Raw genomic sequence first — 12,664 nt, 5'->3', positions numbered from 1 at the left:
CACGGGCATGGAAAGGACGGAAATAGATGCTGTCAGAAGGATGCCGCTTGCGGATTTTCTCGCACGGCTGGGGCATGAGCCTGTCAGAAGGAGCGGTAACGAGCTGTGGTATCTTGCCCCGTACAGGGGCGAGCGCACATCCTCTTTCCGTGTGAACGTGGCGAAACAGCTCTGGTACGACTTCGGTTTGGGCAAGGGCGGCGACATCTTCACGCTTGCCGGGGAGTTTCTGCAAAGCGATGACTTCATGAAGCAAGCGAAGTTCATAGCGGAAGCCGCCAATATGACGGTTGCCGGATGGGAAAAGCCCGTCTATCTCTCGAAGCCGACCGAATCCGTTTTTGAGGATGTGGAGGTCGCTCCGCTGCTCCGCTCACTGCTGACGGAGTATTTAGAGGAACGGGGCATCCCTTACGCCATCGCATCCCGTCACTGCTGCCGCTTGAACTACGGTGTGCGTGGGAAACGGTATTTTGCCGTTGGCTTTCCGAACATGGCAGGTGGCTATGAAGTCAGAAGCCGATATTTCAAGGGTTGCATACCTCCGAAGTCTGTATCACTGGTAAAGGCGAATGACATCCCGGCTGACGAGTGCCTCGTGTTCGAGGGCTTCATGGACTTTCTCTCTGCCGTGACGCTTGGTGTAACCGGTAACGCTGACTGTCTTGTGCTGAACTCAGTCGCCAACGTGGAGAAGGCGGCGGGATTGCTGGACGGATACGGGCGCATCGGCTGCTTCCTCGACCGTGACGAAGCCGGACGGCGGACGCTTGCCGCACTTACCATGCGATACGGGGAACGTGTCACCGACCGTTCCTCCCTCTATGACGGTTGCAAGGACTTGAACGAGTACCTGCAACTGACAACGAAAAAACAGAAAAACAACCATCTAAAAATCGAAGAACAATGAACATACTGAACAACAGAAACAAGAGAACATCAATATTCAAGGCAGTGGCGTTATGCCTGATAGCCGCCATGTCATTCACCCTCGTGTCATGTGACGATGACATGGACATCCAGCAGTCCTATCCCTTCACGGTGGAGGTCATGCCCGTGCCGAACAAGGTAGTAAAGGGGCAGACAGTGGAAATCCGCTGTGAACTGAAAAAGGAGGGCGACTTTTCGGGTACGCTCTATACCATCCGCTATTTCCAGTTCGAGGGGGAAGGCTCGCTCAAAATGGATAACGGCATCACCTTCCTGCCTAACGACCGCTACCTGCTGGAGAACGAAAAATTCCGCCTGTACTACACGGCGGCGGGTGATGAGGCGCATAATTTCATCGTGGTGGTGGAGGATAACTTTAGCAACTCCTACGAACTGGAATTTGACTTCAACAACAGGAATGTAAAGGACGACGATCTTACCATCGTTCCCATCGGCAACTTCAGCCCCTTGTTGAAATGATGCGTGTATTCATGACAATGCTCTGTTCACTTCTGACGGTCTGTTCTGTGTCCGCGCAGATCAGCCGCCAAGAGGGAACGGACGGGCAGGCGGCAATCTACCGACTGCCGCTTATGGAACGTGCTTTTTTATGCTGCCGCTACTTTGAAGGCTGGCACTCAGAAAAACACTACCCATACGTCGGTTGGGGTCACAAACTTTTGCCAAACGAGAAGTATTCGGCACGAACCATGACAAAACGGGATGCGGATGAACTTTTGCGGAAAGACCTGCGCAAATTTGTCGCCATGTTCCGTAAATTCGGGGTTGATTCGATTTTGCTTGGCACGTTAGCTTACAATGTGGGACCGGCGAAGCTGTTAGGCAGCAAAACAATCCCCAAAAGCACCTTAATCAAGAAGCTGGAAGCTGGTGACAGGAACATCTACCGTGAGTATATAGCCTTCTGCAACTACAAAGGAAAACGCCACGCCATGCTGCTCAAACGGAGAAAGGCGGAGTTTGCGCTGTTGTATATCCCATAAAAGGACTGACAAAACTGGCAAAAGACGTGCCATATTTAACTTGGCACGTCTTTTGCTCTATCACTTGATAGATTATCGTAGGATTTTCTCGTTAATTGACATCGTTGAGCCATTTTTGCCTATCGGTTTCCAAATAACACTTCAAGTTGTAAGTGTTGTGAGAGCAATACAAAACATAGTTATTAACCATAAAAAGTATAGCGAAATTATGAAGAAAGTATTTAGGAAAATTCAGAAAGGAACAACAAAAATGATTGAACGTATCAAATCGTTGGGGGAAATGGAGACGAAGCAGAAATGTGTAGTTCAACGGTTCGAGATTATCATTCCCCTCCACCAAAAAATAACGACCCAATATATAGCCTCCGCAAGTTTTACTTGCGGATTTTTTAGTTATCGCAGATTGGACAAAGGTTTCTTTGCTACTTTCTTTGTCCGCCATCATGCTCACTGAAAGAAAGTAGGGCGGCTCTCGCCGCCCCGCCACTCAAAAGCGTGTGTAAAGTCCCGTCACCATCGTGAACATTTCCTCCAGCATATCAAAATAGATACCCTCGTGTACGGCAATGTCCTTTGTCTTGCACTCAAAGGTCTTTTTGCTGAACGTCCTGCGGTAGAAGCGCATATTGTAGAGGTCTGCCCCTTCGTCATAGATGATGTCAAGGCGGTTGGCACTTGTTTTGTTCCTTGCAAGGCTCATCCGTAAGCCGTTGCCCATATCTATGAAATCACGGCTACCTGTCATGGCGGTGAAGCGTTTTCCGCCTATCTGCTGTAATATCGTCTTGGCTATCATATCTTTTGTTTTTAGGGTTTTAAGTATTGGCGGTGCGGACACCGCCATCCCGTTCAAAATTCTCGCATTTCGGAAATGGGGGTCTGCCGTTGTAGCCACTCTTTCACACATTCCATATTGTACTCGCTCGTGATGACTGCCGTATGGCTGTCGGTGGCGGTGAAACGTGTGCTTTCGTAATCATCTATCCACCCCTTGAGGGTGTCCGTTCCCCACGCTCCGGTATCGTCAAAGATACCGTCCAATGCCGTGATAGGTTCGCTGAACTTGACTATCAGCGTTTGATAGGTCGTGTTCATAGTCTGTCCTCCTTTCCCTTCTTTGCGTTCAGCCACTTGTCCCGTGCGGCTCGGCACTCGTCCAACGTGGGTTTGACACAAGAGAACAATTCTCTGTCTATGGGGTGGCGGTAGTCGTACTGCACAAGTGTCCGCCTGCGTCTTCCGATACCCGATTGGAAACGCTCGTATTTCTCCGTACCTGCTTCCGCGCAGGTGCTTACTCCGTTGATGGTCATTCGTGTTGTCATAATGTTGCTTTTTAGATGGTTAAAAATGTACTGACAGAACTCTGTTCTTCATCACCATTTCGGGGTTGCTTGTGTAGCGTTGGTGCAGGTAGAAATGGTGTGAGCCGAAGCCGTAAAGGAAAAACTTGTCAAGTTCGTGCTTCTCGGCAAACTCCTTTACGCTCTTTCTCAATTCCCCCTCACTCGTTGTGAGAGTGAGGAGGTTCACAAATTCAAGGAACATCGTGGGGATTGCATCATCCCACACACAAATCATACTTTCAATTCTTACTTCCATATCAATGTTGTTTTAGGGGTTATGCTATGCCGCTTTCATCCGCTCACGGATAAGGTTGGCGTTCTTGTTCACAAGGTCTATGATGCGCTCGTGATATTCGGTGTCCTGGTTGTGCTTGCCGTGGCACTGCACCACTTCGAGGGTTCGCAAGTCCACCTCTACGGTTTCAATAATCTCATCGCCAATCCTTGCCGATAGTATGAGGGTGTCGGCTTTCTTGTAGTATCCACTGCCAAACACGCAGATGCCCTGCGTCTTGCCCTCGTTGTAATACTCGTCTATGCTTTCAAGCACCTTGACGATTATTTCCTCGTCCGTGATTACCAAGCCGAAGAATTTGGATTTGTTGGCGATGAAATCCTCCGCATCTTTCTTTCGTTGGAGTTGTCGCTGTTGCTCACGCTCACGCCTTTCAATCTCCCAACGGCGTTGCTCTGCGGCTCTTTCCTTCTCGTGTATGGCTTCAATTTTTCGGGTTGCGTTGTCGTGTGCCGCCATGAAATCTTCGGGACAGATGTTCTTCGGGTTACGGAGGTCTTGACCGAGTTTTTTGAGCATACGCAGATAGTCGCACCACATTGAGAGGTTGTCTATCTGATACTTGTGACGCTTGGCAATCAGATATGATGCCCAACATTCATCGGCAGTACGGGTATTGAAAAGAAAGTGTTTCATGACCTCAATCTCACCGCCTTTCATAAGGGTTTCAATTCTTGGGTCTGAAAGCAAGGCTTTGAAAAGACGCACGGGGGAGATGCCGTGGAAATCGCCCTTGAAGCCGTTACGTCTGAGTTGGGGCAATATCCTCATCTTTGGATATGCACAGCTTCTTGCCACCACATCATCGTATAGGCTGTTGTGCGGTCTTACCTCCATATCGCTGCCTAATGCCCACACATCGCAATAGCAGAAAAGGAAGCCACGGAGCAACGCCATGTCCGTAACCTTGCCGTCGGGTGAAATCCAACGCTGCACGACCTCGTGGCAGTAGAAACGCATCGGTTCGCCTTTCCTGCTCTCGCATCTGACCTGCGCCACGCGGATTACCTGATACCCTTTGCAGGTGGTTATCACGCTGAAATTCTGCGTTTCCTTGTAGATGCGTCTGCGTGTGTCCTGCACTTTGAGTTCGGCATGGCATTTGGGGCAGGTGCAGCCTTCAAGGGTGTCGCATAGTCCGCTGTCGCTGTGCCACTCGTGACCGCAGTCGGAACAGGTGATGTTCCCTTTCTTGGTGCGGTAGCCGATATGCTCAACGCAGTGGCGGTATGCCCAATCTATTTGTGTCGCTGATATGGGGCGAAGGTTGGCGGAAAGTCTTGCCACCTCTTTCTGTATCTTGGTCTTCGGTTTCATAAGCCTAAATCAAATAATGAGGGTTGGGGTTGGTTTTCTTTTCTCGCTGACGGTCTGTGGCGGTTCTGCAACTTGCGGAGTTCCTCCTCTTGGTATTTGCGGACAGCGTTCTGACGTGCCTCCGCCTTTTCCTCTGCCGTGAGTTTCACAACGTGGTTCACAACCACTTGGCAGTCCATCGGTTTGCCCACCTCTATCTCGTTTTCCTCATAGTAGTGGATGGCTTGCCCGAATATCTCTCCGTCCGTGAAACCGTTGCAACCGCTTTTCTGCACATAGTTCAGAATGTGGGTCACGCACTCGTCCATGTTCTTGGCAGGGTTGCGGTACTTCTTTGCAAATAGCGCATCTTCCTCCGCACGCTGTTCCAAGTACATATATATCGTTCTCTTGAAATGGTCTGTTCCTTTCATATCGCTGTCATTTTTAGATTATCTGTTTCAGTATCTCTCTCCAATAGGTCGGCTCTACCTCGCTGAGAAGGAAGTCCATGAAATCCCTCCGTGCGTCCTTGTTCAGTTCGTGGTACAATCTTCGGAAAGTTTCAAAATTGCCGTTGATGTACGTTTCCACCATATACACGAAGATGTTGTCCACCTCGTAATATCTGCACTGCTGCGCTGCCGTCTTGCTGTTTCTTTTTGCCATGTCGGTAAGGGTTAAAGGGTGAATAACCAAAGGATGAAGCCAAAGAAGGCAATGGTGGAAAGGATAGCCACGATTACACCTATCGCCACTCGGAACACTCCGTTTACAATCTCTCTGATGATGCCCCAAAGGATGCCGAACACCCCGAAGGCGGTGCGCATCATCAAGCCGCATATCGCCAACCCGATGTGTTGCGCCATTTGTCTGAAATTTGCCGTTGCCGTCATATCTTCGCTGTTTTTGATTTTTTTGTTTTTAATGCGGATTCAAGAGCTGAGGGAGTTGAGTTTCAAACTATCTTATCTGCCTCTCGTTTATCCGACATTTTTTTTATGCGTCTTTCTGTCGCATCGGTCGTTTTCGTTTCGGGTGCTTGAAAAGGTAGGGATTAGGGAATGCAAGGTTTTTCGGTCAAAATACTACCCGCAGGGCTGGAGATTTTTACCGAAAACAGGAGGCTTGACCTTGCTTTCCCGTCCAATCCCGGAATTACCTTTGCGCCCAGAACGAAAATGACTGACTGATGCGGCTTACTGAAAGGCGCAAAATGGAGGTAAACGAAAACAGAGGCAGATTGTGTAGAAAAAAACTTCAGGGGAAAATCCGTAAAAAAAAGAATCACCAAAAGGAAAAAGACATCACCGGAAGCGTGAAAAGGGCAAACCACAACAAAGGAAGTATGATTGTTTCCGATCCGACGGAACTTGTTCAGCCGGGTGGCAACAATCATTCTTCCCGGTTTGTCCGGCTGTGTGTGGGCGCCTGTTTCATTCATGGGGCAGGCTGACACACTCTGCATTCACTTTCCGCTTCCGGCAAAAGAGACAGCGAAAAAAGAAAAATCATTTGAAAACCCGTAAAAGCATCTCTTGGCATAGGCGCAAAAGAAAGGGGCATTGCTTCATCTGTCTAAACATCGTTTAGGCGTGAGGCAATGCCCTTTTCTCCAGCTATGCGGTAGTCGGCACACGTTTGTTCCAAACTCGTTTTGGGCAATGGTGTGCCGACGGACAATACCGCTTTTACGGAAAATTCTTATGAATGAGGGGATAAAAAACGGGAGTTTATATCAAAATCTCGAATTAAATAGCTACTTTTGCATACGAAGAGTTCTTTGAAGGTTACGCAACGCGCAGAAGGATAATGCAGTAGATAACTAACTAAATCGTAACCTATTACTATCAAGAGCAATTAACCTACGCTCATTTCCAATAAATTACACTCTTTTCGTAACTTCGGTCCGCAAATAGTTCAACTGGCCCGAAATGACAAAGACGCATGCCATGATAGCGATACTGGCGACCAGTTGGAATACGATCAGCACCTTACGGAACAGCGCGACGCCGAAACCTGTCTGAGTCCTCTCCGAATAGATTGCCCGTATCGGGTCGATGCTGCTCAAATAAAAAGCGGGATAACTACCGGCGATACACCCGACGGCCAGGCTTCCGCCGACCAGCAACAGCCACTCCCACGGATGGGTCAGCAGAATCGGCGGATACGGAACACCGACAAACAAACCGAACAACGGGAGGATCAGATTGACGATAATCAGCGCCAGCACCATGGCGATCAGCGTCACTCCGACGGACTCGCTGAGAAACTGGACGATCAACTCGCGTCGGGTGGCTCCGTTCACCTTACGCAACCCGATCTCTTTCGAACGGACCAGACTGCTGGCGGTAGACAGGTTGAAGAAATTCATGATCGCCATCAGCAGAATAATAGCGCCGACCACGATCATGGCCATCACTTTGCTGTATTCTCCCCCGGCAAAACGGGTCCACACCTGCGGTCGGTTGAAATAGATATCCGACAACGGATACAGGACGACCCGTTCCACTTCGTACCTCAAATGACCGCGCGCTCGCACCACTTCCTGCATTTTTCGATTGACGGTTTCCACCTCCGCTCCGGGCACCAGTTTGGCGAACACTTCGCAGTCCCATGCTTTCCAATTTTGCCCGTACGGAATACCACCCCCCGGGTTCATATTCGGATTGAAGCGAAAAACGACCGAGAACCGGATCGACGAGTTCAACGGTACTTCTTTCAGTACGGCCGTGACCACATAGGGACCGCGGCCTTCCAAACCTGTCGTAATAACGGTTTGGCCGATCGGATTGTCGTCGCCGAACAGGGATTCGGCCGCACTCTCCGTCAGGGCGATCGAACGGACATCCGGCAACGGGTTGCGCGGGTCGCCGGCTACAACCGGAAAAGTGAAAACATCGAAAAAGTCCGGATCGACAGCCGCGAAGCCGAAACGGGTATTGACCGCCTTTCCGTCGGCCGATTCCAGTCCGCAGATTCCGTTGGTCGAAAAGATATTCGTGATCGCTTCGATTTCCGAAACTCCTCCGGCGATCGTAGTCGCCAGCGGATAGGGAGCCGCCCAACCGGAAATCTTGTAAATGCGTTCAACATCTTGGTGGTACAGATTGACGGTCAGTTCCCGCCAGGCGTACAGACCGATCAGGATCACGGCCGACAGGGCGATGGCGAATCCGAAAACATTTAACTTCGCTGTTCGTCTGTGTCGATGTAAAGCTTGAAAAGCCGCGCGTATATTTTGTAACATAGGTAAGACTTTTATCTTTATCAAAAATAGAAATTTAAAATTAAAATCCACGTATTTAATGGGGATTTTTACAAAAGATAACATTTTATTGTTCGATAGTCAAGATTGATATTCTTTTAACATATGGGGCCAAAATCGGGTGATAATTTTCCGAACCGACCTTTCCCATGTCCATGATGCCTTGCGCATCCCCTAAAAAACGACGGCCTGCATGACAGACGGGAATCGTCGGGAAATTGCCAAATCTGTGGTTCCGGATAAAATCGTATCGATCTAATGTGAATAATATTCGGTACAATCTCCGTTATAATATCATATATTTTTACACAGTATCTGTTTCTCGGCCTGCGTCGTCCCCTCTCCGACAACTGAAAAACGTCTGATGCGGAACCGAAACGGGAGCATATGGAAATCGGTGTAAATTCGTATATAGCCACCTGGCATTAATCCATGTAAGTACCGGCGATTTCATCGGTTGTTTGGTTATACGGGACCTGGGGTGCAAAGATGTCGAAACCGTGGCGGGACCATCGAGCGATGACGACGAATTATCTGTTGAAGGGCTTCTTGAATATTCCGTTCGTTGTCCGACCGGCCGATACCGGCAAGAGAAGACGAGCTTCGGTTTCCTATGCCTGCTTTTCGTAATCGATCGATGTCCAAAGTCGTGCCGCCGCGTTAGGAAGATACGAACTGCAAACGACTAACGCTCCCGGTTTTTACAAACCCTATTATATACTTCAGATATACCTGCTTAGTTTTCGTCGATATTTTTTCGGCTCGCTCCCCGGACGGCTGGAAGCCGTCCGGGGAAACTTATATATTTTAATATTAGGAGTATATACGACTTTACCCTATCTTATATGCACGCTTGATTTTCAGTATATTTCGGCCCGCGCCCGCCTCCTCAAGCAGAGCAAAGCCCCGGTCCCCCGTGCCGAGCGGCACCGCAGGGCCGTTCAGGGAGATCGCTCCCCGATTTTGGGTAAAGTCGTATATAAATATATTATTGGTATATCGGTGTATTGTATAATCGGATTTACAAAATATTTGCCGCCCGTCTGCTTGTTGTCGTACACGACGGCGAAAAGCGATCTCCGTGCAGGCAACCCATAGAATAATACCATAAAATACCGAGCCCGGAAATACGGCCACTGCTTTTTTCAGACAGTGGGATAGGACGTTGGTGCGGAAGGTGGCCATGGGGTGTGACATATTTGTGAAATATCCCGCTGCAAACTTGGCCGTTTTTAAGGATTTCGCATAAAAAAGGACTGCTCGAACCGTTCTTTTGTGTCTCTTCCGGAGGCTACGACATGGTAATCCGGTATGCTGAGATTCCTCCTCCGCCCCCTCTTCACTTGTGATCCCGACAGGATTCGAACCTGTGGCCGACAGATTAGAAATCTGTTGCTCTATCCAGCTGAGCTACGGGACCTCCGTTCCGGTGCAAAAGTAACATTTCGCCGCCGGGTTTCCAAATCCGGTCGCTATCTTTGTATCCGAAACATTTTCCGGCATGAAAACTCCGCTCCGTATCGAACCCGTCATCGACACCGTTTACAAACTCGTCCCGGCCCGACCCGCACGCCGACTTCCTCCGGATGCGGACGAAAATGCCCTGCGCGAGGCGCTGGCTGCCAATCCGGCCCATTTCGCCGCACGCGAAGCGCTGGCCGACCGCCTGACCGCCGCGGGCGAGATCGGCCCGGCCTGCCAGCTCCGGCTGGAGGGGTGCCGGCTGGTCGCCGACCTGATGGACGGAACGGACGACGATTTCGTGACGCTCGACTGGGAAGACCCCTACACGGCGCAGGCGCTGACCATGGTGTACGACTCGGCGGAAGACCACTTCCTGATCGGCGATTTCGAGATGGCGGCGGCCATGCTGGAACTGCTGGCCGACCGCGACCCGGAAGACCATCTGAACGCCTCGGAGCTGCTGGCGTTCTGTTACGGGGCGTTGGAGGAGTGGGAGCTGTTCGACGAAACGGTCGCCCTGCTCCCTCCGGATGCGCAGGCGACCCGGCTGGCCGCATACTGGGCCGTTTTCCGGCGGGCGGAGACCCCGGCGGCCGACCTGCGCGAAGCGATGCGCCGGGACGACCCGGCCCTGCTGCGCGAATGGACGGCGACCGACCACGAAGTTTCGCAGGAATATCTCGCCGACATCCGTTCGAAACGTCCGGCGGCCGCCGCCGCTGCCCGCCACCTGTGGCTGCGGACGGAACCGTTATGGCGGGCCTTCCCGGAGTTTCCCGCCTGGTTGAAGGCCTGACGGCAGACCGAATTTTCGGATATTCTTCCGGATAAGCGGCGGCGTTTCCATACGTTTTTCAGGGGCGGCACCTCCTTTCGCCCGACTTTGCGGCGGCGTACCGGCCGGGAAAAATCCGGACATAAACATCAGACGATTCGCCCGTGATCATACTGCCCCGGACGGGCGGTTACTCGCCCGCTCGAGTGTAGGGGGCGGCCCGATTTTTTGGGGGGGGGGGAGTACCGGCCCATTTTTTCGGAATCATCCCCTTTTGTGTTGTAAGATGAGTCGGTCCGTAGCCGGCGGAGGATGCGAGCGAGCGTAAGCAAGCAGAGCGGCCCTCCGCACCGGGCGGCTGCGGGCCGACGCTCTTCGGGGTACCCCGAAGAACGCAACTTTCCTCCAACAACACGCGATGGGATAATGCTTTTTTGGGGGGGGCGTTTTTTAGAGGGACGACCCGTTTTTTGGGGGAAGTACCAGCCCATTTTTTTAGGAGGGGGAGGCCCGGGTCGTTCGCCGATACGTAGACCCCATGCGTCGGTGACAAGTTATCAACACAGTTATTAACAATCCGTGCGTATCCGGGCCGCATCGTTTTCATAAGCGGAGCCGTTGCGGGAACAGCCGTTTCCGAACGCATCGCCCGGCAGACCGGCGGCGACCACCGCAGGGTCTTCGCAAGGACGGGTGGCCGAAGCCTTTACCTGCGACCTCAATATGCTGCCGGTTTCGGCCGGTCGTTCCGCAGTCTCCGGCGGCAGGCGCTCCGCGCAGACCGCAATTTCCGGAACGGTCTGCTCCGTTCCGCTCTCTTCGTTCCGTCGGTTGCGGAACATCCCCCGGACCGTCTCCGCCACCTTGTCGTACGCCGCCGATAACGGCGAGGGACGGTACACCCGGTCGGCCAGCCCTGCGGCCACCGTTTCGGCAGCCGACAGCCATTCGCCGCGGCCTCCGTTGCGGGCCATCAACGCGCGGAACGATTCGAGGTCCCGGCCCGAACGGGCGGCATAGATTTCCGCGATACGCTCATCCGTTTTGTCGAGCAGCTGCACGGCCCGTTCGGCGTCCTGGCAGTTTCCCTCCACAGCCGTCACGGAGTTGTGGATCAGGTACAGGGCGTTGGCCGAAACCAATCGTCGGCCGGGCGAAGCGGCCTGGGCTACGACGGTCGCGGCCGAAGCCGTATAACCGTAGCACAGGGTGGTGATTTCCGCCCCTTCGGCAGCCAGGGCGCACAGGGCTTCGTACATCAGCAACGCGTCGTGGACGTCGCCGCCGGTCGAACGGATATTGACCCATATCTGCCGTGCCCCGCTGCGACCGATACGGTCGATCTGTTCGCGGAATTTTTCATAGGTGGCGGCCTGTTGGACGTCGCCGTCCTGCGGAAGGCCGATAGGGCCTTCGATATCGACGGTCAGCCGCTTGCCGCCGTTGATGCGGATCGCTCGGTCTCGTTTCATCGTCATTTTTCCTCAGATAGTTTGTTAAACAATAAAAGATCGGATACATACGATTTCCCGATCATATACACTGGTATGCAGGAGATGTGGGGTATGGAGATATTTCCCGGTTTTGCAGCGCGGGTGGGTGCAAACCCCGGCAAAAAGGCCCGGAGGGGCCGGGCGGACCGGAATAGCAGCATTCATGTATATAATCGGAAAGTTTGGTTTTAAACGTAGGGTTGAATGACAGGGCTATGCTTTGCGACCTTTAGGTCGCTCAGGCCGGAGCCACCCCGGGCGGCGGCCTGCAACTGCGCTGCGCTTGTTTCGGCTCCGCTGGCTCCGACCATAATCAACCGTAGGATTAAAATGCTTTCCTCCGTTCGGCTTTGCGCCATCCCCCGAAGCGGCGGAGCCGCTTGGGCGCATAAGCCGGCGATTCGGAAGAATCGCAGCAATAAAAACGTACTTTTAATTTGCAGATTCAAGGCCGGAGCCAGCGAGGACTGCTTGCAGGCCTACGCCGGGGGTGGCTCCGGCCTGACAAAGGGAAAACAGTGAAATAAACCGTAGGCTTAAATAAGTATTTCTTCCGATGCCTTACTCTGTACCCGAAGTACGGGCAAAGACTGCCGAACCGGGAATGTGCGATTTCTCGGCCCGACACCAGAGTCGGGAACGGGGAATCGCATTCCCGGCGAGTTTTTTGCCTTCTTTTTTGCTCGTCCAAAAAAGAAGGTGCCCCGCCGGCATGAGGCGTCAGGAGAAACCGGTGCCCCTGCGGCATAAGCGGACGAAGAAAAACAAACGCCCGTCGGCGAAAGACATATAA

The 12,664-nt window shown here is 52.2% G+C and carries 17 protein-coding genes and 1 tRNA gene; 5 read left to right on the top strand and 13 right to left on the bottom strand.

The features are described from left to right. Positions 1-7 precede the first annotated feature (7 nt). The 4 genes from RIKMI_RS0102465 to RIKMI_RS15265 all read left to right on the top strand — a co-directional run bounded on the left by RIKMI_RS0102465 (position 8) and on the right by RIKMI_RS15265 (position 2,388). Positions 8-910, top strand: a complete 903-nt coding sequence (locus RIKMI_RS0102465; RefSeq protein WP_004291524.1) for a toprim domain-containing protein — start codon at positions 8-10, stop codon at positions 908-910. Next, positions 907-1,410 carry a DUF3872 domain-containing protein gene (locus RIKMI_RS0102460; RefSeq protein WP_004291525.1) on the top strand — a complete coding sequence of 168 codons (504 nt, stop codon included), beginning with the start codon at positions 907-909 and terminating at the stop codon, positions 1,408-1,410. Before RIKMI_RS0102465 ends, RIKMI_RS0102460 begins: the two co-directional genes overlap by 4 nt. Beyond that, positions 1,407-1,934, top strand: coding sequence for a glycoside hydrolase family protein (locus RIKMI_RS0102455; RefSeq protein WP_004291526.1), 528 nt, complete (start codon positions 1,407-1,409; stop codon positions 1,932-1,934). The genes RIKMI_RS0102460 and RIKMI_RS0102455 overlap by 4 nt, the downstream gene beginning before the upstream one ends. Positions 1,935-1,998: 64 nt before the next feature. Next, complete coding sequence (locus RIKMI_RS15265; RefSeq protein ID WP_004291527.1) at positions 1,999-2,388, top strand: hypothetical protein; 390 nt, start codon at positions 1,999-2,001, stop codon at positions 2,386-2,388. A gap of 33 nt (positions 2,389-2,421) precedes the next feature. Here the strand turns inward: RIKMI_RS15265 and RIKMI_RS0102445 are convergent, their stop codons facing one another. The 12 genes from RIKMI_RS0102445 to RIKMI_RS0102390 form a co-directional block, all read right to left on the bottom strand. Next, positions 2,422-2,730 (bottom strand): hypothetical protein, encoded by a 309-nt coding sequence (locus tag RIKMI_RS0102445; protein WP_004304290.1) that lies wholly within the window; start codon positions 2,728-2,730, stop codon positions 2,422-2,424. A 53-nt stretch (positions 2,731-2,783) separates the two neighbouring features. Next, positions 2,784-3,029: a DUF6956 domain-containing protein gene (locus RIKMI_RS0102440; RefSeq protein WP_004291529.1), complete on the bottom strand. Its 246-nt coding sequence runs from the start codon at positions 3,027-3,029 to the stop codon at positions 2,784-2,786. Further along, entirely contained in the window at positions 3,026-3,259 is a 234-nt protein-coding gene (locus RIKMI_RS0102435; RefSeq protein ID WP_004304291.1) for a DUF3873 domain-containing protein, read from the bottom strand. The genes RIKMI_RS0102440 and RIKMI_RS0102435 overlap by 4 nt, the downstream gene beginning before the upstream one ends. Positions 3,260-3,278: 19 nt before the next feature. Next, positions 3,279-3,536, bottom strand: a complete 258-nt coding sequence (locus tag RIKMI_RS0102430) for a hypothetical protein (protein ID WP_004291531.1) — start codon at positions 3,534-3,536, stop codon at positions 3,279-3,281. 24 nt (positions 3,537-3,560) lie between these two features. After that, a complete protein-coding gene (locus tag RIKMI_RS0102425; RefSeq protein WP_004291532.1) occupies positions 3,561-4,892 on the bottom strand; it encodes a PcfJ domain-containing protein in 1,332 nt (443 codons plus the stop codon). Next, entirely contained in the window at positions 4,889-5,305 is a 417-nt protein-coding gene (locus tag RIKMI_RS0102420; RefSeq protein WP_004291533.1) for a PcfK-like family protein, read from the bottom strand. The genes RIKMI_RS0102425 and RIKMI_RS0102420 overlap by 4 nt, the downstream gene beginning before the upstream one ends. Positions 5,306-5,318: 13 nt before the next feature. Further along, positions 5,319-5,540: a hypothetical protein gene (locus tag RIKMI_RS0102415; protein WP_004291534.1), complete on the bottom strand. Its 222-nt coding sequence runs from the start codon at positions 5,538-5,540 to the stop codon at positions 5,319-5,321. Positions 5,541-5,551: 11 nt separating this feature from the next. Further along, positions 5,552-5,767 carry a hypothetical protein gene (locus RIKMI_RS0102410; protein WP_004291535.1) on the bottom strand — a complete coding sequence of 72 codons (216 nt, stop codon included), beginning with the start codon at positions 5,765-5,767 and terminating at the stop codon, positions 5,552-5,554. A gap of 161 nt (positions 5,768-5,928) precedes the next feature. Next, positions 5,929-6,315 (bottom strand): hypothetical protein, encoded by a 387-nt coding sequence (locus RIKMI_RS15075; protein ID WP_009126113.1) that lies wholly within the window; start codon positions 6,313-6,315, stop codon positions 5,929-5,931. A gap of 441 nt (positions 6,316-6,756) precedes the next feature. Then, the gene (locus tag RIKMI_RS0102400; RefSeq protein ID WP_211224109.1) at positions 6,757-8,121 is read right to left on the bottom strand and encodes an ABC transporter permease; all 1,365 of its coding nucleotides are present in this window, start codon (positions 8,119-8,121) and stop codon (positions 6,757-6,759) included. Between the two features lie 849 nt (positions 8,122-8,970). Beyond that, complete coding sequence (locus tag RIKMI_RS0102395; RefSeq protein ID WP_037291386.1) at positions 8,971-9,324, bottom strand: hypothetical protein; 354 nt, start codon at positions 9,322-9,324, stop codon at positions 8,971-8,973. A 161-nt stretch (positions 9,325-9,485) separates the two neighbouring features. After that, a tRNA-Arg gene (locus RIKMI_RS0102390) sits at positions 9,486-9,559 on the bottom strand. Between the two features lie 81 nt (positions 9,560-9,640). Between RIKMI_RS0102390 and RIKMI_RS12770 the strand changes: the two genes are divergently transcribed. Next, on the top strand, positions 9,641-10,399 hold the full coding sequence (locus RIKMI_RS12770; protein WP_051214263.1) for a tetratricopeptide repeat protein: 759 nt from the start codon (positions 9,641-9,643) through the stop codon (positions 10,397-10,399). 548 nt (positions 10,400-10,947) lie between these two features. Here the strand turns inward: RIKMI_RS12770 and RIKMI_RS12765 are convergent. Then, positions 10,948-11,850 carry a Clp protease ClpP gene (locus RIKMI_RS12765; RefSeq protein ID WP_084135308.1) on the bottom strand — a complete coding sequence of 301 codons (903 nt, stop codon included), beginning with the start codon at positions 11,848-11,850 and terminating at the stop codon, positions 10,948-10,950. Positions 11,851-12,664: the final 814 nt, after the last annotated feature.

Source organism: Rikenella microfusus DSM 15922 (assembly GCF_000427365.1).
Taxonomy (GTDB): Bacteria; Bacteroidota; Bacteroidia; order Bacteroidales; family Rikenellaceae; genus Rikenella; species Rikenella microfusus.
The sequence above is the reverse complement of the archived record's forward strand: the minus strand, read 5'-3'. Positions and strand labels throughout refer to the sequence as shown.

Excerpts from the sequence above, each read along its gene's own strand:
- RIKMI_RS15075 (WP_009126113.1), bottom strand. The coding sequence starts at position 6,315 with ATGAATGAAACAGGCGCCCACACACAGCCGGACAAACCGGGAAGAATG.
- RIKMI_RS0102465 (WP_004291524.1), top strand. The coding sequence starts at position 8 with ATGGAAAGGACGGAAATAGATGCTGTCAGAAGGATGCCGCTTGCGGAT.
- RIKMI_RS0102445 (WP_004304290.1), bottom strand. The coding sequence starts at position 2,730 with ATGATAGCCAAGACGATATTACAGCAGATAGGCGGAAAACGCTTCACC.
- RIKMI_RS0102420 (WP_004291533.1), bottom strand. The coding sequence starts at position 5,305 with ATGAAAGGAACAGACCATTTCAAGAGAACGATATATATGTACTTGGAA.
- RIKMI_RS12770 (WP_051214263.1), top strand. The coding sequence starts at position 9,641 with ATGAAAACTCCGCTCCGTATCGAACCCGTCATCGACACCGTTTACAAA.
- RIKMI_RS0102440 (WP_004291529.1), bottom strand. The coding sequence starts at position 3,029 with ATGAACACGACCTATCAAACGCTGATAGTCAAGTTCAGCGAACCTATC.
- RIKMI_RS0102415 (WP_004291534.1), bottom strand. The coding sequence starts at position 5,540 with ATGGCAAAAAGAAACAGCAAGACGGCAGCGCAGCAGTGCAGATATTAC.
- RIKMI_RS0102400 (WP_211224109.1), bottom strand. The coding sequence starts at position 8,121 with ATGTTACAAAATATACGCGCGGCTTTTCAAGCTTTACATCGACACAGA.
- RIKMI_RS0102435 (WP_004304291.1), bottom strand. The coding sequence starts at position 3,259 with ATGACAACACGAATGACCATCAACGGAGTAAGCACCTGCGCGGAAGCA.
- RIKMI_RS12765 (WP_084135308.1), bottom strand. The coding sequence starts at position 11,850 with ATGAAACGAGACCGAGCGATCCGCATCAACGGCGGCAAGCGGCTGACC.
- RIKMI_RS0102410 (WP_004291535.1), bottom strand. The coding sequence starts at position 5,767 with ATGACGGCAACGGCAAATTTCAGACAAATGGCGCAACACATCGGGTTG.
- RIKMI_RS0102425 (WP_004291532.1), bottom strand. The coding sequence starts at position 4,892 with ATGAAACCGAAGACCAAGATACAGAAAGAGGTGGCAAGACTTTCCGCC.
- RIKMI_RS0102460 (WP_004291525.1), top strand. The coding sequence starts at position 907 with ATGAACATACTGAACAACAGAAACAAGAGAACATCAATATTCAAGGCA.
- RIKMI_RS0102395 (WP_037291386.1), bottom strand. The coding sequence starts at position 9,324 with ATGGCCACCTTCCGCACCAACGTCCTATCCCACTGTCTGAAAAAAGCA.
- RIKMI_RS0102455 (WP_004291526.1), top strand. The coding sequence starts at position 1,407 with ATGATGCGTGTATTCATGACAATGCTCTGTTCACTTCTGACGGTCTGT.
- RIKMI_RS0102430 (WP_004291531.1), bottom strand. The coding sequence starts at position 3,536 with ATGGAAGTAAGAATTGAAAGTATGATTTGTGTGTGGGATGATGCAATC.